Source organism: Streptomyces guryensis (assembly GCF_021261325.1).
Taxonomy (GTDB): domain Bacteria; phylum Actinomycetota; class Actinomycetes; order Streptomycetales; family Streptomycetaceae; genus Streptomyces; species Streptomyces guryensis.
In genome coordinates, this window is the sequence record NZ_JAJSBI010000016.1 from 126399 (window position 1) to 142374 (window position 15976).

Annotated in this window: 15 protein-coding genes; 6 read left to right on the forward strand and 9 right to left on the reverse strand. The window is 70.2% G+C overall.

The annotated features are described in order from the left end of the window. The first annotated feature begins 4 nt into the window (after positions 1 to 4). Positions 5 to 1216 carry an MFS transporter gene (locus LJ657_RS28825; RefSeq protein WP_232651748.1) on the forward strand — a complete coding sequence of 404 codons (1212 nt, stop codon included), beginning with the start codon at positions 5 to 7 and terminating at the stop codon, positions 1214 to 1216. Here the strand turns inward: LJ657_RS28825 and LJ657_RS28830 are convergent. From LJ657_RS28830 to LJ657_RS28840, 3 genes are all read right to left on the reverse strand, one after another. Next, a complete protein-coding gene (locus tag LJ657_RS28830; RefSeq protein ID WP_232651749.1) occupies positions 1208 to 2155 on the reverse strand; it encodes a DMT family transporter in 948 nt (315 codons plus the stop codon). The two genes, LJ657_RS28825 and LJ657_RS28830, sit on opposite strands and share 9 nt — an antisense overlap. 114 nt (positions 2156 to 2269) lie before the next feature. Continuing rightward, a complete protein-coding gene (locus LJ657_RS28835; RefSeq protein WP_372487982.1) occupies positions 2270 to 2992 on the reverse strand; it encodes an ArsR/SmtB family transcription factor in 723 nt (240 codons plus the stop codon). Between the two features lie 35 nt (positions 2993 to 3027). Further along, entirely contained in the window at positions 3028 to 3669 is a 642-nt protein-coding gene (locus tag LJ657_RS28840; protein WP_232651751.1) for a TetR/AcrR family transcriptional regulator, read from the reverse strand. 79 nt (positions 3670 to 3748) lie between these two features. Between LJ657_RS28840 and LJ657_RS28845 the strand changes: the two genes are divergently transcribed. The 3 genes from LJ657_RS28845 to LJ657_RS28855 all read left to right on the forward strand — a co-directional run bounded on the left by LJ657_RS28845 (position 3749) and on the right by LJ657_RS28855 (position 5913). Further along, positions 3749 to 4900 carry an acyl-CoA dehydrogenase family protein gene (locus LJ657_RS28845; protein WP_232651752.1) on the forward strand — a complete coding sequence of 384 codons (1152 nt, stop codon included), beginning with the start codon at positions 3749 to 3751 and terminating at the stop codon, positions 4898 to 4900. A 61-nt stretch (positions 4901 to 4961) separates the two neighbouring features. Then, complete coding sequence (locus LJ657_RS28850) at positions 4962 to 5207, forward strand: YiaA/YiaB family inner membrane protein (protein ID WP_232651753.1); 246 nt, start codon at positions 4962 to 4964, stop codon at positions 5205 to 5207. Between the two features lie 82 nt (positions 5208 to 5289). Then, a complete protein-coding gene (locus tag LJ657_RS28855) occupies positions 5290 to 5913 on the forward strand; it encodes a TetR/AcrR family transcriptional regulator (protein ID WP_232651754.1) in 624 nt (207 codons plus the stop codon). 16 nt (positions 5914 to 5929) lie between these two features. Here the strand turns inward: LJ657_RS28855 and LJ657_RS28860 are convergent, their stop codons facing one another. After that, complete coding sequence (locus LJ657_RS28860; RefSeq protein ID WP_232651755.1) at positions 5930 to 6391, reverse strand: MaoC family dehydratase; 462 nt, start codon at positions 6389 to 6391, stop codon at positions 5930 to 5932. Positions 6392 to 6513: 122 nt separating this feature from the next. Here LJ657_RS28860 and soxR point away from each other — a divergent pair, with 122 nt between their 5' ends. Next, positions 6514 to 6984, forward strand: coding sequence for a redox-sensitive transcriptional activator SoxR (gene soxR / locus LJ657_RS28865; protein WP_308117090.1), 471 nt, complete (start codon positions 6514 to 6516; stop codon positions 6982 to 6984). A gap of 127 nt (positions 6985 to 7111) precedes the next feature. On the opposite strand, the gene LJ657_RS28870 is transcribed toward soxR, so the two are convergent. From LJ657_RS28870 to LJ657_RS28880, 3 genes are all read right to left on the reverse strand, one after another. Continuing rightward, the gene (locus LJ657_RS28870) at positions 7112 to 8179 is read right to left on the reverse strand and encodes an RNA ligase (ATP) (protein WP_232651757.1); all 1068 of its coding nucleotides are present in this window, start codon (positions 8177 to 8179) and stop codon (positions 7112 to 7114) included. A gap of 629 nt (positions 8180 to 8808) precedes the next feature. Then, entirely contained in the window at positions 8809 to 9546 is a 738-nt protein-coding gene (locus tag LJ657_RS28875; protein ID WP_232651758.1) for a 3-keto-5-aminohexanoate cleavage protein, read from the reverse strand. An 83-nt stretch (positions 9547 to 9629) separates the two neighbouring features. Further along, the gene (locus tag LJ657_RS28880; protein ID WP_232651759.1) at positions 9630 to 10232 is read right to left on the reverse strand and encodes a hypothetical protein; all 603 of its coding nucleotides are present in this window, start codon (positions 10230 to 10232) and stop codon (positions 9630 to 9632) included. A gap of 221 nt (positions 10233 to 10453) precedes the next feature. Between LJ657_RS28880 and LJ657_RS28885 the strand changes: the two genes are divergently transcribed. Next, positions 10454 to 13234, forward strand: a complete 2781-nt coding sequence (locus LJ657_RS28885; protein ID WP_232651760.1) for a penicillin acylase family protein — start codon at positions 10454 to 10456, stop codon at positions 13232 to 13234. Between the two features lie 18 nt (positions 13235 to 13252). Here the strand turns inward: LJ657_RS28885 and LJ657_RS28890 are convergent, their stop codons facing one another. Both LJ657_RS28890 and LJ657_RS28895 read right to left on the reverse strand, forming a co-directional pair. Further along, complete coding sequence (locus tag LJ657_RS28890) at positions 13253 to 14575, reverse strand: serine-threonine protein kinase (RefSeq protein WP_232651761.1); 1323 nt, start codon at positions 14573 to 14575, stop codon at positions 13253 to 13255. Positions 14576 to 14656: 81 nt separating this feature from the next. Beyond that, positions 14657 to 15895: an exo-beta-N-acetylmuramidase NamZ family protein gene (locus tag LJ657_RS28895; protein WP_232651762.1), complete on the reverse strand. Its 1239-nt coding sequence runs from the start codon at positions 15893 to 15895 to the stop codon at positions 14657 to 14659. Positions 15896 to 15976 lie beyond the last annotated feature (81 nt).

Genomic DNA, 15976 nt, shown 5'->3' on the forward strand with positions numbered 1-15976 from the left:
GAGGGTGCACGCATGGACATGGCCCCCTCCGCTCACCCTCGGCGACCTGTACTTCCCGGCGGGCAGCCCCACCGCCGGAGTGCTCGCCGCCTTCGCCACCTTCGCCGTCGGCTTCCTGGCCCGCCCGCTCGGCGGCATCGTCGCAGGCCAGCTCGGCGACAAACACGGCCGCAAGCCGATGCTCGTCCTGGCCCTGACCCTCATGGGAGTGGCAACCACCGGCATCGGTCTGCTCCCCACCTACGACACGATCGGCGTCGCGGCCCCGATCCTGCTGGTCCTGCTCCGCGTCGTGCAGGGCGTCGCGGTCGGCGCGCAGTGGGGCGGCGCGATGCTGCTGGCCACGGAGTACGCCCCCGAGGGCAAGCGCGGCGTGTACGGCAGCGTCGTCCAACTCGGTGTCCCCATCGGCGTGGTGACGGCCAACACGGTCTTCCTGCTAGCCGGAGCGTTCACCACCGACTCGTCCTTCGCGGCCTGGGGCTGGCGGCTGCCGTTCCTGGTCGGTCTGTTCGTGCTCGCGCTCGCCTGGTACATCCACCGGCACGTCGAGGAGACCCCGGAATTCCGCAAGGCCGAACGGGAGTTGGAGGAGAAGGAGAAAGCAGAGCAGAACTCGCCCCTGCGCACGGTCCTCCGCAACCACCTCGGCACGGTCCTCCTCGCCGGCGGCTCCTTCGCCGTGAACACCGCGACCTTCTACATCCTCATCACCGGTGTCCTCGACTACACGACCCGCGACCTCGGCATGAAACGCGACGCGGTGCTCACCGTCTCCCTCTGCGTCAGCCTCACCCAACTCGTCCTGATCCCGGCCGCCGCCGCCCTCTCCGACCGCATCGGCCGCATCCGGATCTATGCGTTCGGCGCGGCCGGCATCGCCCTGTGGGCCGTACCGATGTTCCTGCTCATCGACACGGGTTCACTGCTGTGGCTGGCGGTCGGCACCTTCGTCGCCGGCTGCTTCCTCAGCATCATGTACGGTCCCCAGGCCGCCCTGTTCGCCGAGTTGTTCACGCCCGAGATGCGCTACACGGGCGCCTCCCTCGGCGACCAGATCGCGGCGGTGCTCGGCGGCGGCCTCGCGCCCTTCGTGATGGTCCTGCTGCTGGAGGCGACGGGCACCTCGATGGCGGTGTCCGGCTACATCATCGCCCTGTCCGTGATCGCCCTGCTGTCCATCAAGGTCCTTGCGGGCCGGATGCGTTCAAGCTGATTCCGAGGCGCCCTCGGGCTGCGGTTCCGGACTGCTCTCCGGCGCCGCAGCCCGCTCGGCTGCCGCCCTCGGCCGCGACCGCGAAACCGCGACGCCCGCCAGACACAGCGCACCGCCGCCCAGCGTGAGCGGTCCCGGCACCTCACCGAGCGCCAGCCACGACATCAGCACGACCAGCGCCGGAACCGCGTACGTGGTCGCCCCCATGCGGCTGGCGGTCGTACGAGCCAGGGCGTACGCCCAGGTGGTGAAGGCGAGAGCGGTCGGGAACACGCCCAGGTACACCATGTTGAGCGTCGCTGACAGCGGCACGTCGGCAGCCTCGCCCACCAGTTGCCCGGCGAACGGCAGACACCCCACCGCCCCGACCAGACACCCGAACGTCGTCACCTGCAGCGCACTGGCCTTCGCCAGAGCCGGCTTCTGCGCGACGACTCCACCGGCATAACCGACCGCCGCAAGCAGACACAGCACCACCCCGAGCACCGACGACCCGCCACCCCCGGACATCGACAGCCCGACGGCCACCGCCCCCGCGAACGACACCCCCATCCCCGCCAGCAGCCGCGGCGGCATCGGATCCCCGAGCAGCCGCGCACCGAGCAGGGCGATGAGGATGGGCCCGATGTTCACCACCAGCGCCGCCGTACCGGCGTCGACCTGCTGCTCACCCCAGTTCAGGACGACCATGTAGAACCCGAACCAGAGCACCCCGGATATCGCGATCCCCCGCCAGGCGGCCCGCGGCGGCAGCCCTTCCCGCCGCAGCAGACAGATCACCCCGAGCGCGACAGCCCCGGCCGACAACCGTCCGAGCGCCAACGCCCCCGGAGAGTAGGCGTCTCCCGCACTGCGGATCGACACAAAGGCGGAGGCCCACAACACGACGGTGACGGCGGCTGCGCCGGGGGCGAGCAGGTTGGTACGGCGGGGGTTCATCTTGCTCCTGAGGCCAGAGAGAAGGAGGGTTGAGAGCTCGCGGGTTTCGGACGCTGTGCATGTGCGGGTTCGTGGTGGCTGGTCGCGCAGTTCCCCGCGCCCCTTCCGGCGCGCTCAGCGCAACGCCGTTGCCTCGATTCCCAGGAGTTCCGCCAGTGCTTGTTCACCTGTCGCCGTCACCTTCACCGCCCGCTCGGACCCGATCCGCGCACACCAGCCCGCGTCCAACGCATGCCGACAGAACGCCGCTCCCGCAACCCCCGCGAGGTGCGGCCGCCGCTCGGTCCAGTCCAGACACGCACGGGCCAGCGGACGCCACCCCTTCCGGTCGAGCACGATGCCCGTGGCGTCGAACCACCGAACCCCCGTGTCAGTCAGCGCAAACCCCGTGTCCTGCCGCAAAAGCCCCCGCAGCGCCAACGCATCGGTGATCGCGATACCGAGCCGCCCCGCCAGATGGTCGTAACACGTACGTCCCCGCGCCATCGCCGACCCGGCACTCGACTCCCGAAGCCCCCGTGGTCGTACGGCATCCCCCGGCCCCACCTGCGCCGCGAGATCCTCCACCAGCTGCGCCACCCGCGCGTCGGCGAGACGCACGTACCGATGCCGGCCCTGCCGTTCCTCCGCGAGGAGTCCGCCCGCGACGAGCTTGCCCAGATGTTCGCTCAGCGTCGACGCGGCGACCCCCGCATGCCGCGCCAGCTCAGTCGCCGTCCATGCACGCCCATCGAGCAGCGCCAGCAGACACGTCGCCCGGCTCTCGTCGGCGATCAGTCCGGCGAGCCGGGCCAGCGGCGGTGCCTGGGGTTCCCTGGTGGTCATGCACCCCAGCATGCGACACGGACAGTTCGGCGTCCGCCGAACTGTCGCTAGACGGCCCGCTTCACCTGCTCGTACTGCTGCACCAGGCCGTCGAGAAGCGCCGTGAGGCCCGTCTCGAAGGCCCGCTCGTCGATCTTCTCCTGCTGCTCGGCGAGCAGGTGCGCCTGGCCGAGGTGCGGATAGTCGGCGGGGTCGTACGCGCTCTCGTCGTCCACGAAACCCCCTGCGAAGGAGCCGAGCGCGGAGCCCATGATGAAGTACCGCATCAGCGCGCCGATGGAGGTGGCCTGCGCCGGTGGCCAGCCCGCGTGGACCATCGCGCCGTAGGCGGCGTCCGCGACCCGGAGGCCGGCGGGCCGGCGCCCCGGCCCCTGGGCGAGCACCGGGACGATGTTGGGGTGGTCGCGCAGCGCGGCCCGGTAGGAGACGGCCCAGTCGTGCAGCGCCGTCCGCCATTCGCGGCCGTCCTCGAACATCGACAGGTCGACCTGTGCGCTCACCGAGTCGGCGACCGCCTCAAGGATCTCGTCCTTGGTGCGGAAGTGGTTGTAGAGCGAGGGCCCGCTCACCCCCAGTTCCGCGGCGAGGCGGCGCGTGGAGAGGGCCGCGAGCCCCTCCGCGTCCACCAGTGCGCGTGCCGTCTCGACGATGCGGTCGGTGCTGAGGAGGGGCTTGCGCGGTCGGGCCATGGCGCACATAGTAGGGCTGCACGACTGAAACTAGCAGTGCTAATTTAAATGGGCAGTATCTCGAGTGGGGTGACCGGTCATGAATCTGGAGCTCAGTGACGAGCAGGAAGCCGTCCGGCGGCTCGCCAGGGACTTCGTGGACCGCGAGATCGCCCCGAACGTCATCGCCTGGGACCGCGCGGAGGACGTCGACCGGTCGATCGTGAAGAAGCTCGGCGAGGTCGGCTTCCTCGGTCTGACCGTCGACGAGCAGTACGGCGGCTCCGGCGGCGACCACCTCGCGTACTGCCTGGTCACGGAGGAACTCGGGCGCGGTGACTCCTCCGTGCGCGGCATCGTGTCGGTGTCTCTCGGGCTGGTCGCCAAGACGATCGCCGGCTGGGGGAGCGAGGATCAGAAGCGGCAGTGGCTGCCCGGCCTCACCTCCGGTGAGCACGTCGGCTGCTTCGGCCTGACCGAGCCGGGCACGGGCTCCGACGCCGGCAACCTCACCACGCGCGCGGTACGCGACGGCGACGAGTACGTCATCGACGGCGCCAAGATGTTCATCACGAACGGCACCTGGGCCGACGTGGTGCTGCTGTTCGCCCGCTCCACCGACGCCCCCGGACACAAGGGCGTCTCCGCCTTCCTCGTGCCGACCGACACCCCCGGCCTGACCCGCCGCACCATCCACGGCAAGCTCGGCCTGCGCGGCCAGGCGACCGCCGAGCTGGTCCTGGAGGGCGTGCGCGTTCCCGCCTCCGCGATGCTCGGGGAGGAGGGCAAGGGCTTCTCGGTCGCCATGTCGGCCCTGGCCAAGGGGCGGATGTCGGTCGCCGCGGGGTGCGTCGGCATAGCCCAGGCCGCGCTGGACGCGGCGGTGAAGTACGCCGGCGAGCGCGAGCAGTTCGGCAAACCCATCGCGCGGCACCAGCTCGTACAGGAGCTGATCAGCGACATCGCCGTCGACGTGGACGCGGCCCGCCTGCTGACCTGGCGGGTCGCCGACCTGATCGACCGCGGGCAGCCCTTCGGGGTCGAGTCCTCCAAGGCCAAGCTCTTCGCCTCGGAGGCCGCCGTCCGCGCCGCCAACAACGCTCTCCAGGTCTTCGGCGGCTACGGCTACATCGACGAGTACCCGGTGGGCAAGCTGCTGCGCGACGCCCGCGTGATGACGCTCTACGAAGGCACCAGCCAGATCCAGAAACTGCTCATCGGGCGTGCCGTGACAGGGGTTTCGGCGTTCTGAGTACCTGAGCTGAGTATCTCGGCGGATGTGGCGCCGGCCACATCCGCCGACGCTTGTCCCCATGAGTGACACATCCGGCAAGCAGCAGAACACCGCCGCCTTCTACGGCCAGGCCGTCGCCTCCTTCGCGATCGCCATGGCCGCGACCGGCATCGGCATCTTCCGGCTGAACGCCGACGCCTGGGTGCGGGCGTTCCTCGGGATCGCGGTCCTGTACCTCGTCACCTCCGCCTTCACCCTCGCCAAGGTGATCCGGGACCGGCAGGAGGCGACGGAGCGCGCGTACCACCCCTTTGAGAAGCTCTGAAAGCCCTGAGCGGGGACTCTAAGCGCTCGCTCACCTTCGGCGGTATGGTGGGGTGTCTGTCTGCGAGAGGGGCGAGCGAGCGATGAGTACGGCGGAGGAGACGGCCGGCGGCGAGACGTCCGCGTGGGGCGAGGTCACGCCCGACGCGGCCCGGAGGCTGCTGATCGCCGCGGTGGAGGCCTTCGCCGAGCGCGGGTACCACGCCACGACGACCCGTGACATCGCGGGCCGCGCCGGCATGAGCCCCGCCGCGCTCTACATCCACTACAAGACCAAGGAAGAGCTGCTCCACCGGATCAGCCGGATCGGCCACGAGAAGGCCCTGGAGATCCTGCGGACGGCGGCCCGGCGCGAGGGCACCGCGGCCGAGCGGCTCGCCGACGCGGTGAGCTCCTTCGTCCGCTGGCACGCGGGCGGCCGGACGACCGCCCGGGTCGTGCAGTACGAACTGGACTCGCTCGGTCCGGACGCCCGCGAGGAGATCCTGGCGCTGCGCCGGCAGTGCGACGCCGAGGTGCGCGGGATCATCGAGGACGGCATCGCGTCCGGCGAGTTCGACGTGCTGGACGTCAAGGGCACCACCCTCGCCGTCATGTCGCTCTGCATCGACGTCGCCCGCTGGTTCAACGTCGACGGGCCCTGGGCACCCGACGAGGTCGGCGCGCTCGACGCCGACCTCGTGCTGCGCATGGTGGGGGTCAAGTAGCCCGCCGGGCCAGTGCTCAGACGTAGAAGCGGGCCACCGACTCGGCCACGCAGACCGGCTTGTCCCCGCCCTCGCGCTCCACGCTGTAGGCGACGGCCAGCTGCACGCCGCCCGGGACGTCGTCGACGCTGCTGATCCTCGCGGTGGCGCGCAGGCGCGAGCCGACCGGCACGGGGGCGGGGAAACGGACCTTGTTGGTGCCGTAGTTGACGCCCATCTTCACGCCCTCGACGCTCATCAGCTGAGGGCCGAAGAGCGGCAGCAGCGACAGGGTCAGATAGCCGTGCGCGATCGTCGTCCCGAAAGGCCCCGCCGCGGCCTTCTCCGGATCCACATGGATCCACTGGTGGTCGCCGGTGGCCTCCGCGAAGAGATCGATCCGCTTCTGGTCGATCTCCAGCCAGTCGGTGTACCCCAGCTGCTCGCCCACCGCCGCCTTCAGCTCGTCGACGGACGTGAAGATCCTCGGCTCTGCCATGTCCCGGCCTCCCATGCCTCGCTCATACCTCGACATCATATCTAAGCAACTGCTTAGCATGGTCGCCCGCGAAACCAATGTCAACGGACGACGGCCGGGTACGGATGGGTAGGGTTCGAGGGGTGCCCCAGATTCCAGAGAAGATCCACGAGCTCACGGTCGGCCAGCTCGCCGCGCGCAGCGGCGCCGCCGTCTCCGCCCTGCACTTCTACGAGTCCAAGGGCCTGATCAGCAGCCGGCGGACCACGGGCAACCAACGCCGCTACCACCGCGACACGCTGCGCCGGGTCGCCTTCGTGCGTGCCGCACAGCGCGTGGGCATCCCCCTGGCCACCATCCGCGACGCGCTCGCCGAACTCCCCGAGGAACGCACCCCCACCCGGGAGGACTGGGCCCGTCTCTCCGAGACCTGGCGTTCCGAACTCGACGAACGCATCAGCCAGCTCAACCGCCTCCGCGACCACCTCACCGACTGCATCGGCTGCGGCTGCCTCTCCCTGGACGGCTGCGTCCTGTCCAACCCGGACGACGTGTTCGGCGAACGGCAGACGGGGTCGCGGCTGATGGTGGAGCGCAGGGGGAAGCGCGCTTAGCCCACCTGGCCTGCGGGCAGTCGTGCCGCTGGGGCGGCTCCCGACCCAAGGAAAGCGGCACCCCGCAAGCGCGGGCGAGCTCCCCCGTCCCCGCCCGCACCAGCACCGGGCAACAGTCCCCCCGTGCTCACTCGTACTCGGTCCCACCCTTCCGCGTGAGATACGCCGGACTCACAGCCTTCGCGATGGTCCGCCCCCCGGTCACGGGGCTGTACCGCTCCACCGCAGGCCGGATCACCACCCCCTCCCGCAGATGCAGCCCCCGCCCCGACACGGTCTCCCGCCCGCTCGCAACCTCCAGCACCCGCTCGATGTCGTACGCCCCCTCGAACAGCCGCGGCACCAACGGCAGCTCCCCGTCCAGCAGTTCGGCCGCGTCCAGCCACCGCACGGTGCCGTCGATCTCCGCGCAGACGTCGAACACGGCGTACCCGAGGGTCTCGCGCCGCCCGTCCGCGCCGTACGTCAGGTCCTGCACCCCCGCCCCGTACACCTCGCCGAAGATGCCGACCCGGCGTGCGCCCAGCCGCTCGGCGAGCCGCGCCGCGGTCTCGGCCACGCCGTGACCGTGCGTCGCCCGCCAGTACAGATTGCGCGGATCCTCCTTCAGGGCAAGGGACTTGGCGCCGAAGCCCTTGGAGGAGACGTGCACGCGGTCCTCGTCGGCGAGGTACGTCAGCAGACAGGCCGAGCCGTGCAGTTTCTCGGTCAGGACCACAGCCTCGCCCGGTGTGAAGATGTCCGGAAACCGCTGGATGTTCTCGATGTCCACCCAGGGCAGCAGATCGGGCGCGTACTCGACGTCGCCGTCCATCGTCGGCGGGATCGGCGGCACCCACTTGGTGATGCCGAGCCGCTGAGCGAAGTCCGTCCCGTCCAGCGCCGCCCGCGCCAGATCGACCTCCGCCAGCGCCTTCGGCCGGCACACGATGCCCTGCGACAGCTCCCCGCGCAGCCGCACCGCCTTGACCCGGTCCGAGTCGCTCCCGGCCAGCCGCCCGGTCAGCCCCAGCTCCTCGATCAGCCCGGCCGGCAGGACGGACTGCTCGGGGATGTACACGGCGGCGTCGCCGGTGCGGTAGGCGCCCTTGGCGACGACAGCCCGGTACAGGCCCACCTGGGCCAGTTCGAGCGCATCGGCGTTCGGATGCTCGTGGACGGTCAGCACTTCGGCGGTGACGCGCAGCGTCGACATGGTGGCTCCTCGGTTTGCCGGGGTCGCTCAGCTCGGTTTCATCGCCTCCCAACTGTCCGGACGGGAAAGGCGTGGAGCGAGTGGATTAGTGGCTGGTAACCTCGCGATCTTCGGCCGGCCGAGACGCCGCGCACGGAGTCATGACGGGGTCAACTCCCATGTTCCCAGCAGCCCTTGACGCCGCTGTCGCGGACATCGACACCCCCTTCGAGGGTTTCGCCGGCTTCCACGGGCTGACCCGGGTGGACCGGCGCTCCTGGCCCGCCGGGCAGGCCGCCGCGATCGACGCGTTCCCTGCACGCCTGGTGGCAGGGCGCCCTCAGCAAGCCCGACCCGCCCCACGGCATCGACGACATCTTCGACACCTGCGCCACGATCGCCAGAACCGTTACCCCGTTCCTGGACGGCTGGGGTCGTAGCCCCGTCGCCGACGCACACCTCGTCCACTGCACCGAGGTCCGGCTCTATGACCTGCTGTCCGACCACTCCCCGTTCTCCTGGTGGTACGACGACAGCGAGGACGCCGGCCTCAGGGACCTGCGCAGCCGGCCAGCCGGTCCCGGTGCCGCCCGCCTCCGTGCCCAGAGCGAGCCCGACCTGGCCGTCCGCGCCGAACTGCTCGCCCTGCCCTACGACGAGCGCTGGGCGCACCCGTACTGGGCCAGCGCCTCGCCGACCAACTGAGCGTTGGACAAGGCCCGTTCCCCGCCGGGCAGGAACAGGGTGTCCTCCAGGCCGATCCGGGTCGCGAGCCCGAGCCGTGCCGCCAGCCGCAGCACCGGCCACGCCCCGCCGTCCTCGCCGTGCAGCAACACGGGGCAGCCAGGTGGCGGGCGCACCGCGGCCAGCAGCACACGCGCGGTCTCCTCCGCCGTGTCCGCCGAGGTGTCCGTCACCTCGGCGAGCACGCGGAGCACTCCCGGGCCGGGCGGTGAGGCCGCGAACCGCATCGCCCCGTCCGTCCCGGACCAGATGCCGGCCTCGACCCCCACGCCGAGGTCGAACAGCACGCCGGCGATGTCTTCCGCGCCCTGCTCATGCCAGTTGACCGAGGCATGGTCGGGCAGGGAGGGCAGACCGGCCCAGCTTCGGACGCGTTCCAGTCGGGCCGCGGGATCCGGTTCAGCCCAGGCGCCCGTGGTCACACCCACCGGGACGGACACCCGCGCCCGTATCGCCTCGAGCACCGGCCCGATCACGCGGGGCGACAACGAGTCGTGCCCGCAGGGCGTCTTGGGGTGGACATGGATGTCCGTGGCTCCGGCCGTGACGGCTCGCGCCGCGGACTCGGCCAGCGCTTGCGGAGTCAGCGGCACCATCGCACCGTCGGCGGACCCCCGCGGTCCGTTGAGACACACCTGCACCATGCCTCAAGCCTGCCAGCCCCCACTGACAACGGCCCGGCGCTCTGATACAGGGGGTGCGGCATCCCCGGCGCACCCCCGCTTTACTAGGCCGACACGAGCAGCCTTCCGCGCCTTGCGTCCGCCAGGGCCTCGGGATTGAGCACGGGCCGTGGCACGAGAATTCCGCAGTGAGTGCAGACCGGACCCGCAGAGGGTTCGTGGTCCAGGTCGTACTTCCAGATCAGGCGCTCCGCGCCGCACACCGGGCAACCCGAGCCCGGCTCGTGCTCCAGGCCGGAGATCAGCCGGCGCAGCACCTCGGCGAGCGGTTCGCGGGGGTGCACCCGCGGGTCGTCGCACCAGGCGACCCCGAAACCGCCCCAGGTCAGCCGGTGCCAGTCGTCCACGGTGCCCGGCCGGCGCAGCCCGTCGTGCTTCTCCTTCTTGCGCCGCTCGGCGAACCCGACCTCGTAGGCCAGCCAGACCGAACGCGCTTCCTCCAGCTCCTCCAGTGCGGCCACGAGCCGCGCCGGGTCGGGAGAGCGGTCCTCGGGACCGAACCCTGCCCGGGAGCACAAATGGTCCCAGGTCGCCCTGTGCCCGTAAGGAGCAAACCTCTCAAGGCACTTGCGCAGTGAGTAGCGCCGCAGTGCCAGATCGCACCGCGGGTCGCGGACCTGTCTCGCCAGACTCCGGAAACCGGCCATCGCCCTGCACCTCCGTCACACCTGCACCTGTACTTCGGTCACTTCGGCGTCGTCGTTCGGACGTCGCCGAATAGACGTATCGACAAGCGATTCGGCTCCATCCGATTTCCGATGACCTCCATAAGCCGTCCCGCCCACTCCAAAACTTGACGCATGTTCATCTTCACTCCCGGGGATACCGGCGGTAACGTCCCGGCTCACCCCCGTCGGTAGGAGCTGCCATGCCCTGGCGTACCTCTCGTAGCGCCCCAGACAGACTGAGAACTCCCGGCAGACTCGCCGGGTTCCTGAAGACCGCCTCCATATGCGTCCTGATTGCTGGTCTTTTGTCCCCGCTCACCCAAGCCACGGCAGCCGCCGCGGCCTCGAACGACTACTGCGGCGGCCAGTGTTCCGACATCCTGCCGCCGGGCGAGAACGGCAACGCGACCCTCGCGCAGATCCTCCTCAACCAGGCGTTCGGCACCCAGCCCGACCACGCGGAGGACCAGCTCGGCCCGTACGCCAACCTGGCCAAGGGCTATTCCTCGCTCACCGACTCGACGATGAACACGTTCTTCAACGACTCGTCGTTCGGGGTCTCTTCCGATCAGGTCGCCTCCTCCGAGAAGCCCGCGGGCCGCACCGACGTGACGATCGTCCGCGACAAGAAGGCGGGCATTCCCCACATCACCGGTACCACCAGATACGGCACGGAGTTCGGCGCGGGATATGCCGCGGCTGAGGACCGGCTGTGGCTCATGGACGTCTTCCGGCACGTCGGACGCGGTCAGCTGACCACCTTCGCGGGCGGCGCCGCCTCCAACCAGGGCCTTGAGCAGCAGTTCTACCGCAACGCCCCGTACAGCGAGGCCGATCTGCAGGCCCAGATCGACAACGCCGTCGCCAACAACGGCGCCCGCGGCCAGCAGGCCCTCGCCGACGCCAACGCCTACCTCGCCGGCATCAACTCCTACATCGACGCCTCCGACAGCGGCCGCTACTTCCCCGGCGAGTACGTCCTGACCGGTCACAAGGACTCGGTCACCAACGCCGGTACGATCGACCACTTCAAGCTCACCGACCTGGTGGCCCTGGCCTCCGTCATCGGCACGCTCTTCGGCTCCGGCGGCGGCGGTGAGGTCAACAACGCGATCTCCCTGCTGGCCGCGCAGGACAAGTACGGCGTGACCGAGGGCACCAAGGTCTGGGAGTCCTTCCGCGAGCGCAACGACCCCGAGGCCGTCCTCACCGTCCACAACGGCGAGAGCTTCCCGTACGGCACCAAGCCCGACACCGCCCAGGGGGAGGCCCTGCCCGACGCCGGTTCGGTGTCCACCGAGCCGCTGGTCTACGACGCCACCGGCACCGGGGCGAGCCAGAGCGCCACCGCCGCCTCGAAGGCGGCGACCGCGACCGTCCTCAGCTCGGCCAAGCGCGGGATGTCCAACGCCCTCGTGGTCAGCGGCAAGTACACCGCCAGCGGCCACCCGATCGCCGTCTTCGGTCCGCAGACCGGCTACTTCGCCCCGCAGCTGCTCATGCTCCAGGAGATCCAGGGCCCGGGCATCAGCGCCCGCGGCGCCTCCTTCGCAGGGCTGAGCATGTACGTCGAACTGGGCCGCGGACAGGACTACTCGTGGTCCGCGACCACCTCCGGCCAGGACATCATCGACAGCTACGCCGTCGAACTGTGCCAGGACGACTACCACTACCTGTACCACGGCACCTGCACGGCCATGGACAAGGTCGAGCAGGCCAACTCCTGGAAGCCGACCACGGCCGACGGCACGGCGGCGGGGTCGTACACGATGAGGGTCTGGAAGACGAAGTACGGGCCGGTGGAGTACAGAGCGACCGTCGGCGGCAAGAAGGTCGCCTACACCACTCTGCGCTCCTCCTACATGCACGAGGCCGACTCGATCATCGGCTTCCAGATGCTCAACGACCCCGACTACGTCAAGAGTCCGGGGACCTTCCAGAGCGCGGTGCAGCACATCAACTACACCTTCAACTGGTTCTACGCCGACTCCCAGCACACCGCGTACTACAACAGCGGCAACAACCCGGTGCGGCCGAGCGGCGTCGACCCCGAGTTCCCGGTGTGGGGACAGGCCGCGAACGAGTGGCGGAACTGGGACCCGACCACCAACACGGCCGACTACACACCGGCTTCGGCGCACCCCAACTCCATCGACCAGGACTACTACGTCTCCTGGAACAACAAGCAGGCCCTCAACTACTCGACGGCCAGCTGGGGTGACGGCTCGGTCCACCGCGGCAACCTGCTGAACGACCGGGTCAAGAAGCTGGTCGCGGCCGGCGGGGTCACACGCACGAAGCTGGTGCAGGCCATGGCGGACGCGGCCCTCACCGACCTGCGCGCCGAGGACGTGCTGCCGAACCTGCTGAAGGTGATCAACAGCAGTACGGTGACCGACTCCACCGCCGCCGCGGCCGTCAGCAAGCTCCAGGCCTGGGTGACGGCGGGCGGCAAGCGCACGGAGACCTCGGCCGGTTCCAAGACCTACGCCGACGCCGACGCGATCCGGATCCTGGACGCGTGGTGGCCGCTGCTGGTGAAGGCCGAGTTCCAGCCCGGCCTCGGAGACACCCTGTACAACGCCATGACCGCCAACCTGTCCATCGACGAGTCCCCGTCGGCCGCACACGGGCCCACCGGCTCACACGCCGGTAGCTCCTTCCAGTACGGCTGGTGGAGCTACGTCGACAAGGACATCCGCTCGGTGCTCGGGCAGAGCGTCTCCGGGCCGCTGGCGGAGCAGTACTGCGGCGGTGGCAGCCTCAGCTCCTGCCGGGACATCCTGATCAGCACCCTGAAGACGGCGGCCGGCACGTCCGCGTCGACCGTCTACCCCGGCGACTCCCTGTGCTCGGCGGGCGACCAGTGGTGCGCCGACTCGATCGTCCAGCGCACCCTGGGCGGCATCAAGCACTACAACATCAGCTGGCAGAACCGGCCCACCTTCCAGCAGGTGGTGGAGTACACCTCGCACCGGTGACGGACCAGCGGCGGCGGGTCAGCGGATGCGGCCCGCCGCCAGCACCACCTGGGCCAGCTCCCGGTGCACGATGTCACTGTGTGCACCGGCGGGCGGCCCGCCGTTCCTGACCACGGACGCGGCGTCGATGTTGACGCAGCCCGAGGCCGGCAGGGTGCTCGTGAGGGCGTCCGCGAGCGTGTACGCGCGCGTGCCCGGCACCGCCTGCACACCGTCGTGCCCCATGGCACCCCACTTGACGCCCAGCATGTCCCCGAGGCCGAATCCCTCGACGACGCCCTGTGCGTCGTCCGCCATGCGCGAGGCCAGCGGGTAGATCGTGCCGAGCGCCGAGTCGAAGTGCGAGTAGCAGCACAGCAGAGGGCCGTCGACACGGTTCTGCTGGCCCTGCAGCACACCCCCCGCATGCGCGTCGTACGGCAGCCGGGCCGCGAACGCGTAGTGCGAGAAGGCACCTTGGAGCAGCGTCACCGACTTCACCGTGCGCACGCCCTCGGGCAGCCCGCGCAGCGCGAACGACACCAGCCGGCCGCCGAAGCTGTGCCCGACGAGGTGCACGCGCACGCCGGGGGCGGAGGCGGCGAGCTGTCCGACGACCGGGCCGAGCCCGCGCTCGCCGACGGTGCCCGCGCGCCGCTTCATCGCGTAGTACGTCGCCTGCCGCAGCAGCTCCTTCGCCCCGTCCCACGGGTTCGGCAGCGAGAAGCCCTCCGTGTCGCCATCGGACCGGACGCCCGCCAGTGCCTGCGCGAACTCGTCGCAGAGCGTCGCCGTGTCCCCGGTGAACAGCACCGGCTCGCTCTGCGGGACACCCTCCGCGAGGGTGTCCGCCGCGAACAGCGGCTGCGGCCCGCCCGGTACGAGCTCCACCAGCACCCGGACCAGCCGCCCGAACTCCTCCAGCTCGTTCTCGGGCCGCTGGTCCAGCATCCGTGCGATCTGGTCGATCACCGTGGCCCGCCCGGGGAACGTCTCCAGCAGGGCGTGCCGGGTGTCCTTGTCCAGTGCCGGCGCCGGGGTCGCCTCCGCCTCCATGGCCACCACGGACTTGGGGAAGTCGGGGATCGGCTCGTCGCAGAACCGCATGGACGGCCAGATCACGCCCACGTACCCGATCCTCGCCTGCGCCGCGAGCGTCGGGATCGGTGCGAAGAACCGGTTGTAGAGCTCGGTCGCCCCCGAGCGGTCGTTGTTCCAGCCGTGCGCGAAGACGATCAGGTCATGGACTCCGCGTTCCGTGACCTCGGCGAGCAGCCGGTCCCGCTCCCGCCCGTCGACGTCCCCGTCCGCGTCGAAGGTCAGCTCCCAGTAAGGAGTCACGCTCATTGCCGGCTGTGCCATGACAGGCCCCCTCGTCCCCCGTAGCAGTGCGATGTGGGCGCATCGTCCTGCTACCGGCCGGAGATGGCCATACGTCCCGACTCACTTGTAGAGGAGGTATTCCTTTCGAATCCGCCGGAACGCGGCCAGCTCCTCCTGCCAGTCCGCCACCACCTCGTCGGTGCGCGCGCCCGCGTCGATCGCGGTACGCACGCGAGTGGAGCCCGTGAGCTTGTCGATCCAGTCGTCCGACCGCCAGCTGAAGCCGCCCCACGCCTTCTTGGCGGTCACCAGCAGGGCGATCCCGGTACGCACGGGGTCGTACGCGGCGCGGTCGTGCACGTGGATCTGCACGCCGCCGACGGTCCTGCCCTGGAACTTGGAGAAGGCCGGGGCGAAGTACGCCTCCCTGAAGTGGACACCCGGCAGGCCGAGTTCGTTCGCCGCGGCCGCCCACCTCCCGTCGATGCCCTCCCCGCCGAGCAGCTCGAACGGGCGGGTCGTGCCGCGGCCCTCCGACAGGTTGGTGCCCTCGAACAGGCACGTCCCCGAGTACACGAGTGCCGTGTCGGGCGTCGGCATGTTCGGGCTCGGCGGCACCCAGGGCAGCGACCAGGCGTCGTAGAACTCCGAGCGCCTCCACCCCGTCATCGTCACGGTCTCCAACGGCACCGGGGCTTCCAGGAACTCCCCGTTGAACAGCCGCGCCAGCTCGGCGACCGTCATGCCGTGCGCCTGGGAGATCGGCTGCCGGCCGACGAATGTCGCGAACTCCTTGTGCAGCACCGGGCCCTGGGCCGCGCGGCCGGTCACCGGGTTCGGCCGGTCGAGGACGGCGAAGCGCTTGCCGGCGAGCCGGGCGGCCTCCATGCAGTCGTACAGCGTCCAGATGTACGTGTAGAAGCGGGCGCCGACGTCCTGGATGTCGAAGACGACGGTGTCGACACCGGACGCCGTGAAGATGTCCGCGAGGGGCCGGCCGCTCTTGAGATACGTGTCGTAGACGGGGAGGCCGGTGGCGGGATCGTCGTAGCGGCCTTCGGAGCCGCCTGCCTGTGCGGTGCCGCGGAAGCCGTGTTCGGGGCCGAAGACGGCGACCAGGTTCACGCGGGTGTCCGCGTGCATGACGTCGACCATGTGGTGGACGTCTCGGGTCACGCCCGTGGGGTTGGTGACGATTCCGACTCGTTGGCCGTCGAGGAGTGCGTAGCCTTCGGCGGAGAGGCGTTCGAAGCCGGTGCGCAGTTGTTCGCGAGGGGTGGCCGCGGTGGCCTGCGGCGCTGCGGAGAGGGTCGTTGCTGCCGTTGTCGCTGCGAGGAGTGCTCGTCTGGATAGGCGCATGGGGTGCACGGTATTGCTACCGCAGGTTGTGGGGAAGGTGCGGGTTCGTGGGGGCTTGTCGCGCCCACGCGGCGGAGCCGC